The sequence below is a fragment of the Enterobacter sp. PI-10 genome (assembly GCF_027947695.1).
GTDB classification, from domain to species: domain Bacteria; phylum Pseudomonadota; class Gammaproteobacteria; order Enterobacterales; family Enterobacteriaceae; genus Enterobacter; species Enterobacter vonholyi.
In genome coordinates this window covers 158,670-181,265 of sequence record NZ_JAJNOG010000002.1, presented here as the reverse complement: position 1 = coordinate 181,265, position 22,596 = coordinate 158,670, and the positions used below count along the sequence as shown (strand labels likewise).

The window sequence follows — 22,596 nt, the reverse complement described above, 5'->3', positions numbered from 1 at the left end:
GCGCACGCTGGCCTGACCCGGCGTGCTGTGCTATATGATAAGTATGTTGTAACTAATGAGAGTATTTATGGCGACCTACGATCTCATCGAACGGCTGAACAGCACGTTCCGGGAAATAGAACACGAGCTGCTAACCCTGACAGAACGTTTGCAGACCTGCCGCCTGCTGGCCGCGCGCGTATTTACCCTGCCCGAGGTGGTCAAAGGAGCCGAGCACGATCCGCTGGACACCATCGACGTGAAGCAGCACATCGGCAAGGCCGCACTGGAGCTGGCGATGAAGCACTATCGCCATTTTTTTATCCAGCAGCAGTCTGAACAGCGCAGCAGCAAAGCGGCGGTGCGGCTGCCCGGCGTGATCTGCCTGCAAACCGATGCCGCAGCGCGCGACGCGCTGGAAAGCCAGATTACCCATATAAACAGCCTGAAAGCGGTATTTGAGAAAATCGTTACCGAAGAGTCGGGCCTGGCCCCCGCCGCCCGGTTTGAGTGGGTGCACCGTCAGCTTCCGGGGTTAATTACCCTGAATGCCTATCGCACGCTGACGGTACTGCGTCATCCCGCCACGCTGCGCTTCGGCTGGGCGAATAAGCACATCATTAAAAACTTCACCCGGGATGAAATTCTGGCGCAGCTGGAAAAGAGCCTGAAGACGCCGCGCACCGTCGCGCCGTGGTCGCGTGAGCAGTGGATTGAGCGCCTCGAACAGGAGTACCACAGCATCGCCTCGCTGCCGGCGGATACGCGCCTCAAAATTAAGCGCCCGGTGAAGGTTCAGCCTATCGCCCGCGTCTGGTATTCCGGCCAGCAAAAACAGGTGCAGTATGCCTGCCCAACGCCGCTGATTGCGCTCTATGATGACGATCGGGGGGCTATCGTGCCGGATATTGGTGAATTGCTGAATTACGATGCTGAAAATGTCCAGCACCGTTACCGACCTCAGGCGCAGCCGCTTCAGCTGATTATTCCGCGGCTGCACCTGTACGTAGCGAGTTGATTATTTCAGGCTGCCAACCATCGCCTCGGGACGTACCCAGGCATCGAACTCCGCCTCCGTCAGATAGCCCAGCGCCAGGGCGGAGTCTTTCAGCGTCAGCCCCTCCTTATGCGCTTTTTTGGCGATCTCGGCGGCTTTGTCGTAGCCAATATGGGTATTGAGCGCGGTCACCAGCATCAGCGATTCGTTCAACAGCTGGCTGATGCGCTCGCGGTTTGGCTCGATCCCCACCGCGCAGTGTTCGTTAAAGCTCTCCATGCCGTCCGCCAGCAGACGAATCGATTGCAGAACGTTGTGGATCACCATCGGGCGATAGACGTTCAGCTCGAAGTTGCCGGACGCACCGCCCAGGTTGACGGCCACGTCGTTGCCCAATACCTGGCAGCAGAGCATGGTCATGGCCTCGCACTGGGTCGGGTTGACTTTACCCGGCATGATGGAGCTGCCCGGCTCGTTTTCCGGAATGCTGATTTCACCGATGCCGCAGCGCGGGCCCGAGGCCAGCCAGCGCACGTCGTTGGCGATTTTCATCAGCGATGCCGCCAGCCCTTTCAGCGCGCCGTGGGTGTGGACCAGCGCATCGCAGGTCGCCAGCGCCTCGAACTTGTTGGGCGCCGTGACGAACGGCTGCCCGGTGATGTTTGCCAGCTCCTCCGCCACGCGTACCGCATACTCCGGATGGGTGTTCAACCCGGTCCCAACCGCCGTCCCGCCGAGCGCCAGCTCCGCCAGATGCGGCAGGCTGTTCTCAATATGCTTCAGGTTGTGTTCCAGCATCGCCACCCAGCCGGAAATCTCCTGGCCGAGCGTCAGCGGCGTGGCGTCCTGCAGGTGCGTACGGCCAATTTTGACGATGTCGCGGAAGGCCTGCGCCTTCTCGTTGAGCGTAGACTTCAGGACGTTGAGCTGCGGGATAAGCTGCTCGCGGATAGCAATCACCGCCGCCACGTGCATGGCCGTCGGGAAGACGTCGTTGGAACTCTGGCTTTTGTTGACGTCATCGTTCGGGTGAACCTTGCGCTCCATGCCGCGCAGGCCGCCCAGCAGTTCGCTTGCCCGGTTCGCCAGCACTTCGTTCATGTTCATGTTGCTCTGGGTGCCGGAACCGGTCTGCCAGATAGCGAGGGGAAATTCATCGGGATGCTTGCCCGCCAGCACTTCGTCGGCGGCGTTGATGATGGCGGTCGCTTTGTCTGCCGTCAGCAGGCCTAAATCCTGGTTCACTTTCGCGGCCGCGCGTTTGGTGAGCGCCAGCGCCTGAATCAGCGAGACGGGCATTTTTTCAGTCGAGATACGGAAATGCTCCAGCGAACGCTGGGTTTGCGCGCCCCATAGCTTGTCGGCCGGGACGTCGATGGCGCCCATCGAGTCTTTCTCATGGCGTACCGTGGTCATTACTTTCTCCTTGATAACAAAAGAGGGATAGCTCACATGCTTAAGGGATAAGTATTGATGACTTCTGAGAAACGTTATGGCGCTTTGTGCGCTCTTTTTGATGTCGGGTGTCGGCTGCGCCTTACCCGACCTACGAAAATCCAGGCCGGGTAAGCGTCAGCGCCACCCGGCAATTTACAGATTTACTTCACACACGCCGAACACTGGGACGACTGGATCTGCTTGAAGAAGTCGTTGCCTTTGTCATCCACGAGGATGAACGCCGGGAAATCTTCCACCTCAATTTTCCAGATCGCTTCCATACCCAGTTCCGGGTATTCCACGCACTCCAGGCTCTTGATGCTGCCCTGCGCCAGAACCGCAGCCGGGCCGCCGATGCTGCCGAGGTAGAAGCCGCCGTGCTTGTGGCAGGCGTCCGTCACCTGCTGGCTGCGGTTGCCTTTCGCGAGCATGATCATGCTGCCGCCGTTGGCCTGCAGCTGGTCAACGTACGAGTCCATACGGCCCGCCGTGGTTGGGCCTAACGAGCCAGAGGCGTAGCCTTCAGGCGTTTTCGCCGGGCCCGCGTAGTAGATCGGGTGATCTTTAATGTACTGCGGCAGCCCTTCGCCGTTGTCCAGGCGCTCTTTCAGCTTCGCGTGCGCGATGTCGCGGCCCACGATAATCGTGCCGTTCAGGGAGAGACGGGTCGAGACCGGATACTGCGAAAGCTGCGCCAGAATCTCTTTCATCGGACGGTTCAGGTCAACGCGGACCGCTTCCCCCTCGCCCGCTTTGCGCAGCTCTTCCGGAATGTATTTGCCCGGGTTGTTTTCCAGTTTTTCGATCCACACGCCTTCGCGGTTGATCTTCGCCTTGATGTTGCGATCCGCAGAGCAGGAGACGCCCATCCCGACCGGACAGGAAGCACCGTGACGTGGCAGACGGATCACGCGCACGTCGTGGGCAAAGTATTTGCCGCCAAACTGCGCGCCAAGACCCAGGTTACGCGCTTCTTCCAGAAGCTCCTGCTCAAGCTGAACGTCGCGGAACGCCTGGCCGTGCTCGTTACCTTCGGTTGGCAGGCCGTCGTAGTATTTGGTTGAGGCCAGCTTCACGGTCTTCAGCGTGCTTTCAGCCGACGTGCCGCCAATCACAAACGCGATATGGTACGGCGGGCACGCCGCGGTACCGAGGGTGCGCATCTTCTCAACCAGGTAGTTCTTCAGCTTACCCGGGGTGAGCAGCGCTTTGGTTTCCTGATAGAGATAGGTTTTGTTGGCCGAACCGCCGCCTTTGGCGATACAGAGGAATTTGTACTCATCCCCATCGACGCTGTAGAGGTCAATCTGTGCAGGCAGGTTGGTGCCGGTGTTGACCTCTTTATACATGTCCAGCGCCGCGTTTTGCGAATAGCGCAGGTTGTCTTCGGTGTAGGTGTTATAAACGCCGTGTGCCAGCGCCGCTTCGTCACCGCCGCCGGTCCAGACGCGCTGCCCTTTTTTACCGACGATGATCGCCGTGCCGGTATCCTGACAGGTTGGCAGAATGCCTTTCGCCGCGATATCAGAGTTACGCAGGAACTGCAGGGCAACGTACTTATCGTTTTCGCTGGCTTCCGGGTCGCTCAGAATATCGGCCACCTGCTGCTGATGCGCAGGACGGAGCATAAACGAGGCGTCGTGGAAAGCGTGCTGCGCCAGCAGCGTCAGCGCCTGCGGATCCACCTTGAGGATCTCTTGTCCTTCAAATTCAGAGACGGAGACGTGATCGCGGGTTAACAGGTAATACTCGGTCTGATCCTTACTGAGGGGGAAAGGATCCTGATAATGGAAGGGTTTATTCGACATTGGTCTCTCACTTACTGCTTCGGTCTGTTTATTCAGGGCAGATGTTCCGCTGCCCGGCTTAAAAGCGAGTCAGCTTATCCTACACAATTTTTTAACAAAAACTGAGACTAGTACGACTTTTTACATCCACAGGTTACTTCCATGAGGTTTATTGCTTTAATACCCGGAGTTAATTCCACAATTGAATCAGGGCTTGATAATGCAAAAACTCATTAACTCAGTGCAAAACTACGCCTGGGGAAGTAAAACTGCGTTAACGGATCTCTACGGTATCGCGAACCCGAACAACCTGCCGATGGCGGAACTGTGGATGGGTGCGCACCCGAAGAGCAGCTCAAAAATTGAAGACGCCAGCGGCCAGGTACGCAGCCTGCGAGACGTGATTAATGCCGATAAAGCCGCGCTGCTGGGTGACAAAGTCGCTCAGCGCTTTGGCGAACTGCCGTTCCTGTTTAAAGTTTTGTGCGCTGACCAGCCGCTCTCCATCCAGGTTCACCCGAACAAGAAAGCCTCAGAAATCGGGTTTGCGAAAGAGAACGCGGCGGGTATTCCATTAGATGCTGCCGAGCGTAATTACAAAGATCCTAACCACAAGCCGGAACTGGTGTTCGCGCTGACGCCGTTCCTGGCGATGAACGCGTTCCGCGAGTTTTCAGAAATTATCTCCCTGCTGCAGCCGGTCGCGGGTGCCCATAAAGCCATCGCGCATTTCCTTGAAAACCCGAACGCCGATGCGCTGAGCCAGCTGTTTGCCAGCCTGCTGAATATGCAGGATGAAGAGAAAACCCACGCCCTGGCGGTGCTGAAAGCCGCCCTGGACAGCCAGCAAGGTGAACCGTGGGAGACCATCCGCCTTATTGCGCAGTTCTATCCTGACGACAGCGGCCTGTTCTCCCCTCTGCTGCTGAACGTGGTGAAGCTCAATCCGGGTGAAGCGATGTTCCTCTTCGCGGAAACCCCGCACGCCTACCTTCAGGGCGTGGCGCTGGAGGTGATGGCCAACTCCGATAACGTGCTGCGCGCGGGCCTGACGCCGAAATACATCGACATCCCTGAGCTGGTAGCCAACGTGAAGTTCGTGGCGAAACCTGCCGCGGAGCTGCTGACTCAGCCGGTGAAAAACGGCGCAGAGCTGGACTTCCCGATTCCGGTTGAAGATTTTGCCTTTTCCCTGCACGACCTGAGCCAGGCCGAAACCACCATCGCGCAGGAGAGCGCGGCGATCCTGTTCTGCGTGGAAGGCGAAGCGACGCTGCACAAAGGCGAACAGCGTCTGGTGCTTAAGCCCGGTGAGTCAGCCTTCGTTGCAGCCAATGAGTCTCCGGTTAGCGTAAGCGGCACCGGTCGCCTGGCGCGCGTTTTCAATAAGCTTTAACCACTTACTGAATTTTTTAACAACTCTTGCTAAGCTAGTTGCAGGCTTAATATCTCCAGGCGGTTTTACCGCCTGGTTTCATTTTAGGGATAGTCGCAATGAAAAAATCGGTCGTAGCGGTTGGAGTGATTGTAGCGTTAGGCGTGGTCTGGACGGGTGCTTCCTGGTTTACCGGGAAACAGCTGGAAGGCCGTCTGGCTGAGATGGTGGCGCAGGCTAACGGAGAGATTAAGCGCAGCGCGCCGGAGGCGGGCCTTGAGCTGAGCTACCAGAACTATCACCGCGGCGTGTTTACCAGCCGCATGCAGCTGGTAGTGAAGCCGGTTGCCGGTGCTGCAAACGGCTGGCTGAAACCGGGCCAGAGCGTGGTGCTGGACGAGGTGGTGAGCCACGGTCCCCTGCCGCTGGCGCAGCTGAAGTCCTTTAACCTGATCCCGTCGATGGCGTCCGTCCATACCGTGCTGGTGAATAATGACGTCACCAAACCGCTTTTTGACCTGGCGAAGAATGAATCGCCTTTCGACATTAATACCCGCATTAGCTATTCCGGTGACACGAGTTCCGATATTGCTCTGAAAGCGCTGAACTACGAGAAAGAGAATGAGAAAGTCGCCTTCAGCGGCGGTCACTTCAAACTCGATGCTGACCGCGATGGAAACGTGTTCTCCCTGACGGGTGAAGCGGAAAGCGGCCTGGTCAATGCCGTTAACGAATATAACCAAAAAGTTCAGCTCACCTTCAATAACCTGAAAGCCGACGGTAACAGCCGCATGACCGATTTCCAGGAGCGTATCGGCGATCAGAAACTGTCTCTCGACAAAGTCGCCATTGCTGTTGAAGGAAAAGAGATGGCCGTGCTGGAAGGCATGCACGTCAACGGAAAATCCGACGTTTCTAAAGATGGTAAGAGCATCAATACCCAGCTGGATTACACGCTGAAGAGCCTGAAAGTGCAGAATCAGGATCTGGGCACCGGCAAACTGTCGCTGAAGATCGGCAATATCGACGGTCAGGCGTGGCACGAGTTTAGCCAGAAATACAGCAAAGAGAGCCAGGCGCTGCTGACCGATGCCGCACTGCAGCAAAACCCGGAAGTCTACCAGCAGCAGGCGATGGCGGTGCTGTTCAACAACCTGCCGATCCTGCTGAAAGGTGAGCCGGTGGTCACCGTTGCGCCGCTGAGCTGGAAAAACAGCAAAGGCGAAACCAGCTTCAACCTGTCGCTGTTCCTGAAAGATCCGGCCACCGCAACGGGTGAACCGCAGACGCTGGCGCAGGAAGTGGATCGCAGCGTGAAGTCGCTCGACAGCAAGCTGACCATTCCGATGGATATGGCAACCGAGTTCATGACCCAGATTGCGAAGCTGGAAGGCTACGGCGATGAAGACGCCGGCAAGCTGGCGAACCAGCAGGTGAAAGGTCTGGCGGCAATGGGTCAGATGTTCCGCATCACGAAGGTGGACAACAACGCGATTTCCACCAGCCTGCAGTACGCCAACGGACAGGTCACGCTCAACGGCGACAAAATGCCGCTGGAAGACTTCGTCGGCATGTTTGGTATGCCTGCTCTGGGGATGCCGGAACCGGCTGAACCGGCGGCACCGCAGCAGTAAACGTCAAAACCCCTCGCATGAGGGGTTTTTTATTGCCCGCTAGCTTTTCCATCCCGCCAGGAAATCCAGCAGAAGCGCGTTTACTTTCTCTGGCTGCTCCTCCTGCGGAAGGTGGCCGCACTCATCGATACCATGCGCCCGCAGGTTCTCCGCCATTTCGGCCCAGACGCTTTCCATATCGAAAAGCTTGCCGACCGCATGAAAATCATTACCCCACAGCGACATTACCGGGCAGGTGATTTTCACCTCAGCGTCTGCCATATCCTGCGCAATATCCTCTGCGTTGGCGCGATAGTCAGCCATAGCGCCTCGCACGGCCCCCGGTGCCTGATACGCCCGAACATAGGTATCAAACGCCTCGCCGCTGATGGTAGACGGATCGTAGGTCCAGTCCGAGAAAAAATGGCGCAGCCAGATATGCTCCCGACCCGCAATCAGCGCTTCCGGCAGGTCTGGCACAAGATGAAACAGAAAGAACCAGTAGGCACGCGCAATCGAAGCATTAAGATCGCGCGCCACAATACGCGTTGGCACGTTATCCATCACCACCAGTCGATCCACCAGTTCAGGGTAATCTTTTGCAAACCGCGTCGCGACGCGCGCGCCGCGATCGTGCCCCACCAGTACCACTTTCTGTAAGCCAAGCACACGCATCAGTTCCCGGATGTCCCGCGCCATGTTGCGTTTATCATAGCCAGAAGCAGGTTTATCCGTTTCGCCATACCCGCGTAAATCCGGCGCAATCACTCGGTAGTGCCGGGACAATACAGGTATCTGGTAGCGCCAGGCATAGTTTGTTTCAGGGAAACCATGCAGGAGAATAACCGGTGCGCCTTCACCCTCTTCGACCACATACTGACGGATACCGTTTGCCGTTACAGTGTAACTTCTCATGTTCATAACCTCATATTATTTCAGCAGAGGCACGTTGGCCGCACGTTGATAAGGACCGTAATTTACCGGGTTCCAGCTAAAGCCCTGCCGCCCGGCAGTGATATGCCCGATACCGGGGAAAGGCAAATGCGCTGCGGCCATCCACTCACCGTCTTTCGCCAGCGCGTTAAATTCCTGCGTCCGGGACGAGATGGCTTTTTTCGGATCGACATCGAAGCGAATAGACACTTCAGGGTGCGGGAACTGGACGGCAGGCGCATGAATCAAATCCCCAATGAAGTTGATAGCCGTACCCTGCGACGCAAAGCGATAAACGGTACTGCCAGGCGTATGACCAGTGGCATAGGTCGTCTGGACTTCCGGGATCGGCGAAGCTGGCGGGACGAAGGTTTTAAGATGCCCGGCGGCTTTATACGCAGAAAGAGCATTCCTGGCGATAGCGAAATACTCCTTCGCGTTAGCCGGAGCGCTCGCTTCTTTTGCAGGGTCAAGCCAGTAGTCGGCCTCCCCCTGCGGTACGTAGACGGTGGCATTGGGGAACAGCGCCTTACCGTCTGCATCGCTCAGGCCGCACACGTGGTCAAGATGCAGGTGGGTCAGGAAAATGGTATCGACCTGCTCAGGACGATACCCTGATGCGTTTATATTGCTGACCAGCTGGCCGGCCGTTTCCGACATGCAGTGGCCTCCTCCGCTGTCAATCATCACCAGGTGTTTACCGGTATTCACCAGGAAGGCGTTGAAGGCAGTAGGCATGCGTTCTGCATCAATTTTGTGTTGAGCCAACAGTTCGCGAACCTTGTCACCTGAGAGCCCGTGTAGCAAGGCAGGCGAAAGATCGTTATAGCCGTCGAAAAGCGCCGTCACCTCATATTCCCCGACCGCCAGACGATAATACCCCGGGACCTGCTGTTTCACCTGCGCGGGGGCATCTGCCCACGATGTGCTTGCAAAGAGCAGGCCGCTGAATGCCAGAACCGTTTTCAACTTTTTCATCTTCACTCCAGACTGATATTTTTTCAGGTTGTGAAGAGACTATGGCAGCGTAACGATTAATAATGTAGACATGTACTTTGATAGGTCAGCATAACGAAAAGCGATACAATGAAGCTGGAAGACGTTGAAGTGTTTGTCGAAGCCGTCAAGGCGGGTAGCCTGGCGGGCGCCGCGCGTCGGCTCTCTGTGAGCGCCATGGCGGCATCACGGTCTCTTAATAATCTTGAGGCGGAACTGGGGGTCAGGCTGGTGCACCGCACCACGCGTTCCCTCTCACCCACCAGCGATGGGGACGTTTTTTTACCCCATGCGCAGGCGCTGCTGGAAGATAAAAATAATGCGCTGGCCGATCTGTTTCCCGAGGGGACGCATCTTACCGGACGCCTGCGCATTACCGCCTCAGCAGGGTTTGGCCGTAAGATCGTTGCTCCCATGCTGACCCGGTTTATGCAGCAACATCACGCCCTGCAGGTCGATTTACTCGCCACTGACGAACAGGTGGATATTGTCGGTAAAGGCATAGACGTGGCGTTACGCATTGCGCCGCTGCGAGACAACCGATTAGTTGCCCATCGCCTGTGTCACAACCCACGGGATCTCTGCGCCAGCGCGGCGTATCTTGCCGCAAATGGCTATCCAAAATCGTTTAACGATCTGGCGGCACATAGCTGTCTGACCACGTCAGATACCGTCCACTGGTCATTCGAACAGGGCGAGCAGCGCTACAGGCAAAAGGTGTCGGGTCGATTCTCCGCGAACTCTGTTGAGGCAATTTTCGAAGCCTGCCTTGGAGGGTTGGGCATCGCCAATTTATCTCGCTGGTACGTAGAACCGGCCTTCAGAGAGGGTAAACTCGAGCGGATCGTCCTGGAGGATGTCCGGCCGGAATCGCTGGCCGTTTGGGCGGTTTATCCGACCTCCAGGCTGATCCCGGCAAAAGTACGAAAATTTGTGGAGGCACTGGAAGCCGAACTGTTGCTCAATCCGCTAACGCAACTCACCTGATACTATTTTACCGGCACCAGGCGCGCCGCCACAATCTGGTGCCCGGCCTGCACATCCGTATTTTCGATACGCTGCATGATTCTGTCCGCCAGGGTGTAACCCATCTCCCGCGCGGGGGTAGTGGCCCAGACGATCGGCAGATCGTCCAGCGCGTTTTCACCGACGTCGGCGAACGCCCCCAGCGCCACCTGGTGGCCGAAGAAGGTTTCCACCCCGCCCTCGCCGCTCTGACGCCCGGCGCGGATCAGGCCAAACCAGGCCCCCATAGCGATCACATCGTTATAGCAAATCACGGCGCTGATCGTCGGGCTGCTTCGCAGCAGCGCGCCTATCGCTTCCGCCGCCATCTTCTGGCTGGACTCACACTCCACGACCCACTCGCTGTGGAACGGCAGGCCGTATTTAATCAGCGTCGCACAGTAGCCGCCGACCCGCTCGGCGCGGGTCAGGGACGAGCTTTTCCCGCCCAGCCAGGCAATGCGCTGATGACCGCGACGAATAAGATGCTCGGTCAGCATTTGCGCGGCCTGCATGTTATCCGGACGCAGCGTATCGGCTTCGTCGAGGTAGCTGGCGCGCGAGGCAAACACCAGCGGCACGCCTTTTTCGGCGGCACGCTCGCACAGCTCGCTGCCCACGCCCGACGCCCCTGCGACGATCACCCCGTCCACCCCCTGGTTCAGCAGCATATCGAGCCGGGAAAGCAGCTGTTCGGCTTCGCGGCCGCCGTGAAGCAGAAAGACCATCCGCCCCTGCGCTTCAAGCGCTTCGGTTAACCCGGCCGTCAACTCCGCATAGAAAGGTGACGTCAGGTCACGAACGATCAGGCCAATCACCCCGCTTTGCCCCCCGCGCAGCGCCGACGCCTGGCGGTTACGCACAAAGCCCAACTGTTCAACCGCCTCGTTCACCCGCTGACCGGTCGCGGGAGAGATGCGCCCTTTTCCGCTCAGTACCAGAGAAACGGTGCTGACGGAAACCCCCGCCGCCAGCGCGACATCGTTAATGGTGACTTTTTTCGCTACGGCCATGTGTTGGCGTGACTCCCTGAAAATGAGATCGGTAAAACGTTTTATCAATACGTTATCTTTATACTACCAGTCAAAGCCTGAGAATGTGATTTAGCGCGCACTAAACTTTGATAAAACGTTTTATCTTCTCGCAGCATTGAGGCAGACAAACTGATTTTAACAATAAAGGAGTCGTTTTATGACGGCGAAAGCAGCACAAAAAATATCGCTGTGGGAATTTTTCCAGCAACTGGGTAAAACCTTTATGCTGCCCGTGGCACTTCTCTCGTTCTGCGGGATCATGCTGGGGATCGGCAGTTCACTCAGCAGTAAAGACGTCATTACGCTGATCCCGTTCCTCGGCACCCCCGTGCTGCAGGCGATCTTTATCTGGATGAGTAAAGTCGGCTCCTTTGCATTTAGTTTCCTGCCCGTGATGTTCTGTATCGCTATCCCGCTGGGCCTGGCCCGCGAGAACAAAGGCGTCGCGGCGTTTGCCGGTTTTGTGGGTTACGCGGTGATGAACCTGGCGGTTAACTTCTGGCTGACCGCGAAAGGCATTCTGCCGACAACCGACGCTGCCGTGCTGAAAGCTAACAACATTCAAAGCGTGATCGGTATCCAGTCTATTGATACCGGGATCCTCGGTGCAGTGATCGCGGGCGTGATTATCTGGATGCTTCACGAGCGCTTCCACAATATTCGTCTGCCGGATGCCCTGGCCTTCTTCGGCGGTACCCGCTTTGTGCCGATTGTGACCCTGGTGGTCATGGGTCTGTTTGGTTTGATCATTCCGCTGATCTGGCCGGTCTTTGCGATGGGCATTAACGGTATTGGCCGCATCATCAACGGCGCGGGAGATTTTGGTCCGATGATCTTCGGCACCGGCGAGCGTCTGCTCCTGCCGTTTGGCCTGCAGCACATCCTGGTGGCTCTGATTCGCTTCACCGAAGCGGGCGGCACCATGGAGGTGTGCGGTCACGATGTGAGCGGCGCGCTGACCATCTTCCAGGCGCAGCTGAGCTGCCCGACCACCCACGGCTTCTCCGAGAGCGCAACCCGCTTCCTGTCTCAGGGTAAAATGCCGGCCTTCCTCGGCGGCCTGCCGGGTGCCGCACTGGCGATGTACCACTGCGCGCGCCCGGAAAACCGTCATAAAATTAAAGGCCTGCTGATTTCCGGCGTGATCGCCTGCGTCGTGGGCGGGACCACCGAGCCTATCGAGTTCCTGTTCCTGTTCGTTGCGCCGGTGCTGTATCTGATTCACGCTGTGCTGACCGGTCTGGGCTTTACCGTGATGGCGGTGCTGGGCGTTACCATCGGCAACACCGACGGCAACGTGATTGACTTCGTAGTGTTCGGGATCCTGCACGGCCTCTCCACCAAGTGGTATCTGGTGCCAGTCGTGGCGGCGATCTGGTTCGTGGTGTACTACGGCATCTTCCGCTTCGCCATCACCCGCTTTAACCTGAAAACGCCTGGCCGCGATACCGATACGGCCACCAGCGTTGAGCAGGCGGTAGCCGGTACCGTGGGCAAATCCGGCTATAACACCCCGGCAATTCTGGCAGCGCTGGGCGGTGCGGATAACATTACCTCGCTGGATAACTGCATTACCCGCCTGCGTTTGTCGGTGGCGGATATGTCAAAAGTGGACACCAACGCCCTGAAAGCCAACCGGGCCATCGGCGTGGTACAGTTAAATCAGCACAATTTGCAGGTGGTTATCGGCCCGCAGGTACAGTCAGTGAAAGATGAGCTGGCTACCCTGATGCGAACAGTAGAAGCCTGATGCCTCAGCCCCCTCTCCATGAGGGGGTTTTACGTTAAGGATTAAAACATGTTTGATTTCTCCACCGTCGTGGATCGACACGGCACCTGGTGTACGCAGTGGGACTACGTCGCCGACCGCTTTGGCGCGGACGATCTGCTGCCCTTCACCATCTCGGATATGGATTTCGCCACCGCCCCCTGCATAATCGACGCGCTGCATCAGCGCATTCATCACGGCGTGTTTGGCTATAGCCGCTGGAAAAACGATGAGTTTCTCGCCGCCGTCGCGCACTGGTTCCAGCAGCGCTTTAACAGCCAGATTGATACGGAAACCGTCGTTTATGGTCCTTCCGTTATCTACATGGTGTCAGAGCTGATTCGTCTCTGGTCAAACCCCGGCGACGGCGTGGTGGTACACACCCCGGCATACGATGCGTTTTATAAGGCCATAGAGGGTAACGCGCGTCGTGTTGTGGCGGTTGAGATGGAAAAGCAGGCAGCAGGCTGGCAGGGCAATATGGCGGCCCTCGAAGCGGCGCTGGCGAAACCGGAAAACAAAATTTTGCTGCTGTGCAGCCCGCAGAATCCGACCGGCAAGGTCTGGACGCGGGATGAGCTGACGCACATGGCGGAACTGTGCGCACGCTATGACGTGGCGGTGATCAGCGATGAAATTCATATGGATATGGTGTGGGGAGAGCATCGTCACACGCCGTGGATCGCGGTGGCGCGCGGGAAATGGGCGCTTCTCACCTCCGGCTCGAAAAGCTTCAATATTCCAGCGCTGACGGGCGCTTACGGCATGGTTGGCGATGAAGAGAGCCGTAACGGTTATCTCAGCGCGCTAAAAGGACGGGACGGGCTCTCTTCCCCTTCCGTGCTGGCGCTGACGGCGCATATCGCCGCCTATCAGCAGGGGGAGCCGTGGCTGGATGCCCTGCGGGGTTATCTCGAAGCAAATTTGTCGTATATCGCGCAGGAAGTAAACCACGCTTTTCCGAAACTGAACTGGCAGCCGCCGGAAGCGACCTATCTGGCCTGGATCGATCTGCGCCCGCTGAACATTGACGATCGGGCGCTGCAAAAAGTGCTGATCGAGCAGCAAAAAGTCGCCATCATGCCGGGATATACCTATGGAAAAGAGGGAAATGGCTTCGTACGCCTGAATGCGGGCTGCCCGCGAAGCAAGCTTGAGCAAGGGGTTCAACGCCTGATTGCCGGTATTAATACGCTCCTGTAATCAATTTGCGCAACGGAATATTCCCTTGCGCAAATAGCTTTTTACCCCGTTTTGTTTTTATAATATGGCGCACTTCAACCAGAAAAGAGTGCGACCATGATTGATACACGCCTGCCTTTAACTGATATTCATCGTCACCTTGACGGTAACATTCGTGCCCAAACTATCCTCGATCTTGGCCGCCAGTTCAATTTAACGCTTCCCGCTCAGACCCTTGAGTCCCTGATCCCTCACGTACAGGTGACCTCTAATGAACCGGACCTGGTCAGCTTCCTGAGCAAACTCGACTGGGGTGTGAAGATGCTGGCGTCGCTGGAGGCCTGCCGCCGCGTGGCGTTTGAGAACATCGAAGATGCCGCCCGCAACGGCCTGCACTACGTCGAGCTGCGCTTCTCGCCGGGCTATATGGCAATGACCCACAGCCTGCCCGTTGCAGGCGTCGTGGAAGCCGTCATTGAAGGCGTGCGCGAAGGATGTAAAACCTTCGACGTTCAGGCTCGCCTGATCGGCATCATGAGCCGTACGTTCGGTGAAGCCGCCTGCCTGCAGGAGCTGGAGGCGCTGCTGGCCCATCGCGATGCCATCACCGCCGTCGATCTCGCCGGTGACGAGCTGGGCTTCCCGGGCAGCCTGTTCCTCTCCCACTTCAACCGCGCGCGCGATGCCGGCTGGCACATTACCGTGCATGCGGGTGAAGCGGCTGGCCCGGAAAGCATCTGGCAGGCCATCCGCGAGCTGGGCGCCGAGCGTATCGGTCACGGCGTGAAGGCGGTCGAAGATCGCGCGCTGATGGATTTCCTGGCGGAGCAGCGTATCGGTATTGAGTCGTGCCTGACGTCTAACATTCAGACCAGCACCGTGGCAACGCTGGCGCAGCACCCGCTGAAAACGTTCCTTGAGCACGGCGTGCTGGCCTCTCTGAACACTGACGATCCGGCGGTACAGGGCGTGGATATCATCCATGAGTACAACATCGCCGCACCGCAGGCGGGTCTGAGCCGCGAGCAGATCCGTCAGGCGCAGATCAACGGGCTGGAGAGTGCCTTCCTGACGCCTGCAGAGAAGCAGGCGCTGAAAGATAAAGTGGCTCGCGGTTAACTCCGCTGCCGGGTGGCGCTAACGCTTACCCGGCCTACTAAAATATTTAAAATTATGCCAGACAGAGCGTCGCGCGATGTTTGGCAGATTCAATACCCAGCTCAATCAGCTCCATAATCTGTATCGCCTGGCTGGCCGGAACCGGATTTTCGCCCGTACCGTTCAGCGCATCGCGGATGCCCGCATAATAGGCCGGATAGTTACCCGGTATCGTCAGAAAGGTCTCCTCGACCAGCTCCTCGCCTTCCACCCGCGTCACTACGCCGTCGCGCATATCATAGCCCCAGTCTTCCTGCGGTAAACGTTCACCGCTTTTCAGCCGGTCTTCCTGCGGATCGAGACCAAACTTCACGTAGCTCCCGCGCGTGCCGTGCATAATATAGCGGGCCGATTCCGCGGCCGCGACCATCGTACCGTGGAGCACAATCCGCCGCTGCGGGTAACTCAGCACCGCGTGGAAGTAATCGGTCGTCTGTGCTCCGGGCCTGAGCTGGGCCAGATCGACCGTCATGCTCACCGGCAGACCAAAAAGATTGACGGCCTGATCCAGCAGATGCGGGGCTAAATCGTACCAGATGCCGCTGCCCGGACCGGCCTGCTCGCGCCAGCGGTTTCGTACCTGCGGACGGAAGCGGTCAAAGTGCGATTCAAAAAAGAGGATCTCCCCTAATGTGCCCTCACTGAGAAGCCTTTTTACCGTTAAAAAGTCGCTGTCCCAGCGGCGGTTATGGAACACCGACAGCAACCTGCCCAGACTCTTTGCCAGCGCATCCAACTCGCGCGCCTGAGACAACGTAACGGTAAAGGGCTTATCGACAACCACGTGCTTGCCGGCTTCCAGCGCGGCCTTTGCCAGTGGAAAGTGGGTGTCGTTCGGCGTGGGGATAACGATTAAATCAATACTCGGATCGTTGAAAAGGTGTTTTGGCTCAGAGACAACCGGCACGGAAGGCCAGTCTGTATGGACTTTAGCGGCATCGCTGCTGGATACCGCTGCCAGCGCCATCCCCGGCGTCCCGGCTATCAGAGGCGCATGAAACGTTTTGCTTGCATACCCGTAGCCGATAAGCCCAACGCGGATATTATCACTCATAGTGCCATCCTCTTTTATGACGTTCTTATTTCACACTGGCTAGCCTGGCATTACCACAGATTAATAATGTGCCATATGACTTAAAATAGCAGGTCGTACGGGTTGTTTTTGTTACATAGTATTAACCTACTGATTTTGTTTAAGGGAACCGTTCCCAAAGCGCTTGCGGCCGGGGAAACGTCGCTGTAACATTTGCACCCTGTATTTAAGGATAAAGTACAACTACGAATCATGACGTCAATTATTAATCGAATCATTGAATTAGCGGGATGGATTGTCCTTGGGGTTTCGGTCATTTTGCTGGGCGTTGCCAGCCATATCGATAACTACCAGCCGCCGGAGCCTGTCACAGTCGCCCAGCCCAAGTAACCGGTTACCGCAATAAAGAGTGACATAATATGTCAGTTACTTATTGCCAGCCCTGGTGAACACGGTTAACCTTCTCTTCCAGGCATCGTCTGATGCCTGAATTTCAGCAAAGAAAACTCCTAATTTCGTCGCGTTACCTGAGTGGGCTGTTTACGTCTTTATTAATCCGTTTATTATTCGAACGAATTACCTTAACTGGTATTACTCACTTTTATATGGAAACTTATTAATATGACAGTTCAGGACTATTTATTAAAATTTCGCAAGATCAATTCGCTTGAGAGCCTGGAAAAACTGTTTGACCATCTGAACTACACCCTGTCTGATAATCAGGACATCATTAATATGTATCGTGCCGCTGACCATCGCCGTGCGGAGCTGGTTTCCGGCGGTCGTTTGTTCAACGTAGGTGAAGTGCCTAAGTCCGTATGGCGCTACGTTTTATAAGAAAGTAGCCATCCGCGCGAAATGTTATATACTCTCCGCCCTGCCAACTGGCTGTACAACATTTCGCGCAGATTATGGGAGAGTTCATGACCGCAACGCCTGGAGAACGCATTGGAGGCTGGTTAATCGCCCCACTGGCATGGCTGCTGGTTGCCTTATTAAGCGCATCACTTGCGCTGCTGCTTTATACCACCGCACTGATTACCCCTCACGCCATCCAGACCCTGATGTCGCAAAACGTGCTGAATATTGCTTTGTGGTTTGTGTCATTCGTTTTCGCGATCGGGATGTGGTACTACACGCTGTGGCTGACCATCGCCTTCTTTAAGCGCCGTAAGAATGTGCCTAAGCACTACATTATCTGGCTGCTTGTTTCGGTCCTGCTGGCGGTGAAGGCATTTGCTTTTTCGCCCGTTTCAGACGCGCTGGCCGTTCGTCAGCTGCTTTTCCCGTTGCTGGCCGCGGCGCTGCTGGTACCCTACTTCAAGCGTTCGAGACGGGTGAAAAACACCTTCGTGAACCCGTAATAACCCTACAGATAACCTGTTGTCGCCTGCGTGTGTTTGTCCGATAATAGGCGGCTTTTTTATTTCAGGCTAAATAATGACCGATTACTTACTGCTCTTTGTCGGCACCGTGCTGGTTAACAACTTCGTTCTGGTGAAGTTCCTTGGCCTGTGTCCGTTTATGGGCGTTTCCAAAAAGCTGGAAACGGCAATGGGCATGGGGCTGGCGACGACCTTCGTCATGACGCTGGCGTCCATCTGCGCGTGGTGGATTGATACCTGGATCCTCATTCCGCTGGGGTTAACCTATCTCCGTACGCTGGCCTTTATTCTGGTTATCGCGGTGGTAGTGCAATTTACCGAAATGGTGGTGCGCAAAACCAGCCCGGCGCTCTATCGCCTGCTGGGTATCTTCCTGCCGCTGATCACTACCAACTGCGCCGTTCTCGGCGTGGCGCTGCTGAATATCAACCTTGGCCATAACTTTATGCAGTCGGCGCTGTACGGTTTTTCCGCTGCAGTCGGTTTCTCATTTGTTATGGTTCTGTTCGCGTCGATTCGCGAGCGTCTGGCGGCAGCGGATATCCCCGCCCCCTTCCGCGGTAACGCGATTGCGCTGGTGACCGCAGGTTTAATGTCTCTGGCCTTTATGGGCTTTAGTGGTCTGGTGAAGTTGTAATGAGTGCTATCTGGATTGCCATCGCCTCTATTAGCGTTCTGGGGTTGGTGTTTGGCCTTATCCTGGGTTACGCCTCCCGCCGCTTCGCGGTAGAGGACGATCCTGTTGTTGAGAAAATTGATGAGCTCCTGCCGCAAAGCCAGTGCGGGCAGTGCGGCTACCCGGGCTGCCGTCCCTACGCGGAAGCGGTAGGCATTCAGGGTGAAAAAATTAACCGCTGTGCGCCCGGCGGCGAAGCGGTGATGTTGAAAATTGCGGCCCTGCTTAACGTTGATCCGCAGCCCGTTGATGGCGATGCGGAGGTGCTGGAGCCGGTCCGCGCGCTGGCCGTGATCGACGAAGCGAACTGCATCGGCTGCACCAAATGTATTCAGGCCTGCCCGGTCGACGCCATTGTTGGCGCAACGCGCGCCATGCACACCGTGGTGGCGGACCTGTGCACCGGCTGTAACCTCTGCGTAGCACCCTGCCCGACGCAATGTATCGAGCTGCGCCCGGTTGAAACGACTACCGAAAGCTGGAAGTGGGATCTTCAAACCATTCCGGTTCGCAATATTCCTGTGGAACAACATGCTTAAGTTATTTTCTGCTTTCAGAAAAGAGAAGATTTGGGATTTTGACGGGGGTATTCACCCACCGGAGATGAAAACCCAGTCTAACGGCACGCCGCTGCGTCAAATTCCGCTGGCCACCCGTTTCGTTATGCCGCTCAAGCAGCACATCGGCGCTGAGGGTGAGCTGTGCGTCAAAGAAGGCGATACGGTCCTTCGCGGTCAGCCGCTGACCTTTGGCCGCGGACGTATGCTGCCGGTGCACGCTCCCACCTCCGGTAAGGTGGTCGCCATCGCACCCCATACGGTGGCCCATCCGTCAGCGCTTTCAGAGCTGAGCGTGATTATTGAAGCCGACGGTGAAGACCGCTGGATCGACCGTGATGGCTGGAGCGATTACCGCAGCCAGAGCCGCGAAGCACTCATCGAACGTATTCATCAGTTCGGCGTTGCCGGCCTCGGCGGCGCAGGCTTCCCGACAGGCGTCAAGCTGCGCGGCGGTGGCGATAATATTCAGACGCTGATTATCAACGCCGCCGAATGCGAACCGTACATTACCGCTGACGATCGTCTGATGCAGGACTGCGCCGCCCAGGTGGTGGAAGGCATCCGCATCCTGGCGCACATTCTGCAGCCGCGGGAAGTGCTGATCGGTATCGAAGACAATAAACCGCAGGCTATCTCGATGCTGCGCGCCGTGCTGGCCGGTAGCCACGATATCAGCCTGCGCGTCATCCCGACCAAGTACCCCTCTGGCGGTGCTAAACAGCTGACGCAAATCCTTACCGGTAAGCAGGTGCCGCACGGCGGACGCTCTTCGGATATCGGCGTGCTGATGCAGAACGTCGGCACCGCGTACGCCGTGAAGCGCGCGGTGATCGACGGCGAGCCGCTGACCGAGCGCGTGGTAACGCTGACCGGGGAATCGGTCTCTCGTCCGGGCAACGTCTGGGCACGTCTGGGTACGCCGGTGCGTCACCTGCTGGAGCAGGCTGAGTTTTGCCCGGGCAGCGACCAGATGGTGATCATGGGAGGCCCGCTGATGGGCTTTACCCTGCCGTGGCTCGATGTGCCTGTAGTGAAAATTACCAACTGTCTGCTCGCCCCTTCCCCGACCGAGATGGGCGAAGAGCAGGAAGAGAAAGGCTGCATCCGCTGCAGCGCCTGCGCCGATGCCTGCCCGGCGGATCTGCTGCCGCAACAGCTGTACTGGTACAGCAAAGGGCAGCTGCACGACAAGGCAAAAGCCCATAACCTGGCCGACTGCATCGAATGCGGCGCCTGCGCCTGGGTCTGCCCAAGCAACATCCCGCTGGTGCAGTATTTCCGCCAGGAGAAGGCTGAGATTTATGCTATCTCCATGGAAGAAAAACGCGCCGCGGAAGCTAAGGCACGTTTCGAAGCGCGCCAGGCGCGACTGGAGCGCGAAAAAATCGCCCGTCAGGAGCGCCATAAGCAGGCCGCGGTTCAGCCCGGCGAGAAAGATCAGGATGCCATTAACGCCGCACTGGCGCGCGTTCGTGAGAAAAAAGCGACAGCGGCGCAGCCTGTGGTGATCCCGGCCGGCGAGAAGCCTGACAACAGTGAAGCCATCGCGGCGCGTGAAGCTCGCAAAGCCCAGGCTCGCGCCCGTCAGGCTGAAAAAGCGCAAACGGTCCAGACGGATGCCGAGGTTGACCCGCGCAAAGCCGCAGTTGAAGCGGCAATAGCCCGCGCCAAAGCGCGCAAAGCCGGCGAGCAGAACGTGGTGGTTGAGCAGGAAGCGGTCGACCCTCGCAAAGCGGCCGTCGAAGCGGCGATTGCCCGGGCCAAAGCGCGCAAGGCGGCGCAGCAGACGCCAGCTGCAGAAACAGAAGCACCGGTCGACCCGCGTAAAGCCGCCGTCGAAGCGGCGATTGCCCGGGCTAAAGCCCGTAAGGCGGCGCAGCAGGAAGAGCAGCCGCAGGCCGCCAACGATGACCCGCGCAAAGCCGCCGTGGCCGCCGCCATCGCGCGCGTTCAGGCGAAGAAAGCCGCACAGCAAGCAGTTAACGAGGATTAAATGGTTTTCAGAATCGCAAGCTCCCCTTACACCCACAATCAGCGCCAGACGTCGCGCATTATGATGCTGGTCTGCCTGGCGGCGCTGCCGGGCATTGCCGCTCAGTGCTGGTTTTTCGGCTGGGGAACCCTGTTCCAGATAATCCTGGGCTGTGCCAGCGCCTTAGCGGCGGAAGCCCTTGTGCTTAAGCTGCGCAAGGCGGCTGTCTCCCGTATTCTTGCCGACAACTCCGCGCTGCTGACCGGCCTGCTTCTCGCCATCAGTATTCCGCCGTTTGCCCCGTGGTGGATGGTAGTGCTCGGCACCGTGTTTGCGGTGATCATTGCCAAACAGCTGTACGGCGGGCTCGGTCATAACCCGTTTAACCCGGCGATGATTGGCTACGTGGTGCTGCTGATCTCCTTCCCGGTGCAGATGACCAGCTGGCTGCCACCGCACGAGATTGCGGCCACGGTTCCGGGCTTTATGGATGCCCTGCACGTCATCTTTACCGGCCATACGGCACTCGGTGCGGATATGAACGCCCTGCGCATGGGCGTGGACGGTATCAGCCAGGCGACGCCTCTCGATACCTTTAAAACATCCCTGCATGCCGGGCACAGCGTTGAGCAGATCATGAAGTCCGCGATCTACAGCGGCATGCTGGCGGGCGCGGGCTGGCAGTGGGTCAACCTGGCGTATCTGCTGGGCGGCCTGTTCCTGCTGCAGCAGAAAGCCATCCGCTGGCATATTCCGGTCAGCTTCCTCGTGACGCTGGCGGTCTGCGCCACGCTGGGATGGGTATTCTCTCCTGAATCACTGGCCAGCCCGCAGATGCATTTGCTCTCCGGTGCCACCATGTTAGGAGCCTTCTTTATCCTGACGGATCCGGTGACGGCGTCAACGACTAACCGCGGCCGCCTGATCTTCGGCGCGCTGGCGGGCCTGCTGGTCTGGCTCATCCGCAGCTTTGGCGGGTACCCGGACGGCGTGGCCTTTGCCGTCCTGCTTGCCAACATTACCGTTCCGCTCATCGACTACTACACGCGCCCTCGCGTGTATGGCCATCGCTAGGGGTTTCGCCATGTTAAAAACGATGCAAAAACACGGCGTCACGCTGGCTGTCTTCGCCGCGGTGCTGACGGGGCTGACGGCACTGGTTAATGCGCTGACCAAAACGACCATCGAAGAACAGGCCTCGAAGCAGCAAAAGGCGCTGTTCGATCAGGTGATCCCGTCCGATTTCTACGATAACGATCTGCAAAAAAGCTGCTTTGTGGTAGACGCGCCGCAGCTAGGGAAAGGCCCGCACCGCCTCTTTATCGCCCGCAAAGGGGATAAACCGGTTGGCGCGGTGATGGAAGCGACGGCGCCTGACGGCTATTCCGGCGCCATTCAGCTGCTCGTGGGCAGCGATTTCTCCGGCACCATACTGGGCACCCGCGTGACGGAACACCATGAAACGCCGGGTCTTGGCGATAAAATTGAAACCCGTCTGAGCGACTGGATTTTGCACTTCGCCGGGAAAGTTATCCATGGCGAAGGTGACACCGCGTTTGCGGTGAAGAAAGACGGCGGCGAGTTCGACCAGTTCACCGGCGCGACCATCACGCCGCGCGCCGTGGTAAACGCCGTAAAACGAGCCGGGCTGTACGCTGAAACGCTGCCCGCGCAAATCAACAATCTTCCGGCCTGTGGGGAGTAAT

Annotated in this window: 21 protein-coding genes; 15 read left to right on the top strand and 6 right to left on the bottom strand. The window is 57.5% G+C overall.

Translation table 11 applies throughout. The annotated features are described in order from the left end of the window. The first annotated feature begins 67 nt into the window (after window positions 1-67). A complete protein-coding gene (tus, locus tag LRM19_RS05400; RefSeq protein WP_127730550.1) occupies window positions 68-997 on the top strand; it encodes a DNA replication terminus site-binding protein in 930 nt (309 codons plus the stop codon). Here the strand turns inward: tus and fumC are convergent, their stop codons facing one another. Together fumC and fumA are read right to left on the bottom strand one after the other, a co-directional pair. Beyond that, window positions 998-2,392, bottom strand: coding sequence for a class II fumarate hydratase (gene fumC, locus LRM19_RS05395; protein ID WP_271367748.1), 1,395 nt, complete (start codon window positions 2,390-2,392; stop codon window positions 998-1,000). It lies immediately after the preceding gene. A gap of 182 nt (window positions 2,393-2,574) precedes the next feature. Then, entirely contained in the window at window positions 2,575-4,221 is a 1,647-nt protein-coding gene (fumA, locus tag LRM19_RS05390) for a class I fumarate hydratase FumA (protein WP_024909338.1), read from the bottom strand. Between the two features lie 199 nt (window positions 4,222-4,420). Here fumA and manA point away from each other — a divergent pair, with 199 nt between their 5' ends. Together manA and LRM19_RS05380 are read left to right on the top strand one after the other, a co-directional pair. Continuing rightward, window positions 4,421-5,596 (top strand): mannose-6-phosphate isomerase, encoded by a 1,176-nt coding sequence (gene manA / locus LRM19_RS05385; RefSeq protein WP_127730547.1) that lies wholly within the window; start codon window positions 4,421-4,423, stop codon window positions 5,594-5,596. 98 nt (window positions 5,597-5,694) lie between these two features. After that, window positions 5,695-7,209 carry a YdgA family protein gene (locus LRM19_RS05380; protein ID WP_271367747.1) on the top strand — a complete coding sequence of 505 codons (1,515 nt, stop codon included), beginning with the start codon at window positions 5,695-5,697 and terminating at the stop codon, window positions 7,207-7,209. Between the two features lie 39 nt (window positions 7,210-7,248). Here LRM19_RS05380 and LRM19_RS05375 read toward each other — a convergent pair whose 3' ends face one another. Further along, entirely contained in the window at window positions 7,249-8,103 is an 855-nt protein-coding gene (locus LRM19_RS05375; RefSeq protein WP_271367746.1) for an alpha/beta fold hydrolase, read from the bottom strand. A 15-nt stretch (window positions 8,104-8,118) separates the two neighbouring features. Then, window positions 8,119-9,099 (bottom strand): MBL fold metallo-hydrolase, encoded by a 981-nt coding sequence (locus LRM19_RS05370; RefSeq protein ID WP_271367745.1) that lies wholly within the window; start codon window positions 9,097-9,099, stop codon window positions 8,119-8,121. A 108-nt stretch (window positions 9,100-9,207) separates the two neighbouring features. Between LRM19_RS05370 and LRM19_RS05365 the strand changes: the two genes are divergently transcribed. Then, complete coding sequence (locus tag LRM19_RS05365; protein WP_271367744.1) at window positions 9,208-10,104, top strand: LysR family transcriptional regulator; 897 nt, start codon at window positions 9,208-9,210, stop codon at window positions 10,102-10,104. Window positions 10,105-10,106: 2 nt separating this feature from the next. Here the strand turns inward: LRM19_RS05365 and LRM19_RS05360 are convergent, their stop codons facing one another. Continuing rightward, window positions 10,107-11,135 (bottom strand): Mal regulon transcriptional regulator MalI, encoded by a 1,029-nt coding sequence (locus tag LRM19_RS05360; RefSeq protein ID WP_271367743.1) that lies wholly within the window; start codon window positions 11,133-11,135, stop codon window positions 10,107-10,109. A 178-nt stretch (window positions 11,136-11,313) separates the two neighbouring features. On the opposite strand from LRM19_RS05360, the gene malX reads away from it, so the two are divergent. From malX to add, 3 genes are all read left to right on the top strand, one after another. Next, a complete protein-coding gene (gene malX / locus LRM19_RS05355; RefSeq protein WP_133294255.1) occupies window positions 11,314-12,906 on the top strand; it encodes a maltose/glucose-specific PTS transporter subunit IIBC in 1,593 nt (530 codons plus the stop codon). A gap of 48 nt (window positions 12,907-12,954) precedes the next feature. Continuing rightward, entirely contained in the window at window positions 12,955-14,127 is a 1,173-nt protein-coding gene (locus LRM19_RS05350) for a MalY/PatB family protein (RefSeq protein WP_271367742.1), read from the top strand. Window positions 14,128-14,223: 96 nt separating this feature from the next. Beyond that, window positions 14,224-15,225 carry an adenosine deaminase gene (gene add / locus LRM19_RS05345; RefSeq protein ID WP_127730541.1) on the top strand — a complete coding sequence of 334 codons (1,002 nt, stop codon included), beginning with the start codon at window positions 14,224-14,226 and terminating at the stop codon, window positions 15,223-15,225. Window positions 15,226-15,277: 52 nt separating this feature from the next. Here the strand turns inward: add and LRM19_RS05340 are convergent, their stop codons facing one another. Further along, the gene (locus LRM19_RS05340) at window positions 15,278-16,318 is read right to left on the bottom strand and encodes an oxidoreductase (RefSeq protein WP_271367741.1); all 1,041 of its coding nucleotides are present in this window, start codon (window positions 16,316-16,318) and stop codon (window positions 15,278-15,280) included. A 243-nt stretch (window positions 16,319-16,561) separates the two neighbouring features. Between LRM19_RS05340 and blr the strand changes: the two genes are divergently transcribed. The 8 genes from blr (at window position 16,562) to rsxG (ending at window position 22,595) form a co-directional block, all read left to right on the top strand. Continuing rightward, window positions 16,562-16,687 carry a division septum protein Blr gene (gene blr / locus LRM19_RS05335; RefSeq protein WP_168112406.1) on the top strand — a complete coding sequence of 42 codons (126 nt, stop codon included), beginning with the start codon at window positions 16,562-16,564 and terminating at the stop codon, window positions 16,685-16,687. Window positions 16,688-16,918: 231 nt separating this feature from the next. Next, window positions 16,919-17,134, top strand: coding sequence for a transcription modulator YdgT (gene ydgT / locus LRM19_RS05330; RefSeq protein ID WP_013096896.1), 216 nt, complete (start codon window positions 16,919-16,921; stop codon window positions 17,132-17,134). An 86-nt stretch (window positions 17,135-17,220) separates the two neighbouring features. Then, complete coding sequence (locus LRM19_RS05325; protein ID WP_111965671.1) at window positions 17,221-17,661, top strand: DUF2569 domain-containing protein; 441 nt, start codon at window positions 17,221-17,223, stop codon at window positions 17,659-17,661. Between the two features lie 76 nt (window positions 17,662-17,737). Beyond that, window positions 17,738-18,319: an electron transport complex subunit RsxA gene (gene rsxA / locus LRM19_RS05320; protein WP_063438368.1), complete on the top strand. Its 582-nt coding sequence runs from the start codon at window positions 17,738-17,740 to the stop codon at window positions 18,317-18,319. Beyond that, window positions 18,319-18,897, top strand: a complete 579-nt coding sequence (gene rsxB, locus LRM19_RS05315) for an electron transport complex subunit RsxB (protein WP_149366757.1) — start codon at window positions 18,319-18,321, stop codon at window positions 18,895-18,897. Before rsxA ends, rsxB begins: the two co-directional genes overlap by 1 nt. Beyond that, window positions 18,890-20,911, top strand: coding sequence for an electron transport complex subunit RsxC (gene rsxC, locus LRM19_RS05310; protein WP_271367740.1), 2,022 nt, complete (start codon window positions 18,890-18,892; stop codon window positions 20,909-20,911). Before rsxB ends, rsxC begins: the two co-directional genes overlap by 8 nt. After that, window positions 20,912-21,964, top strand: a complete 1,053-nt coding sequence (gene rsxD, locus LRM19_RS05305; protein ID WP_111965669.1) for an electron transport complex subunit RsxD — start codon at window positions 20,912-20,914, stop codon at window positions 21,962-21,964. A 10-nt stretch (window positions 21,965-21,974) separates the two neighbouring features. Next, the gene (rsxG, locus tag LRM19_RS05300; protein ID WP_271367739.1) at window positions 21,975-22,595 is read left to right on the top strand and encodes an electron transport complex subunit RsxG; all 621 of its coding nucleotides are present in this window, start codon (window positions 21,975-21,977) and stop codon (window positions 22,593-22,595) included. The last annotated feature ends 1 nt before the right edge of the window (window position 22,596 follow it).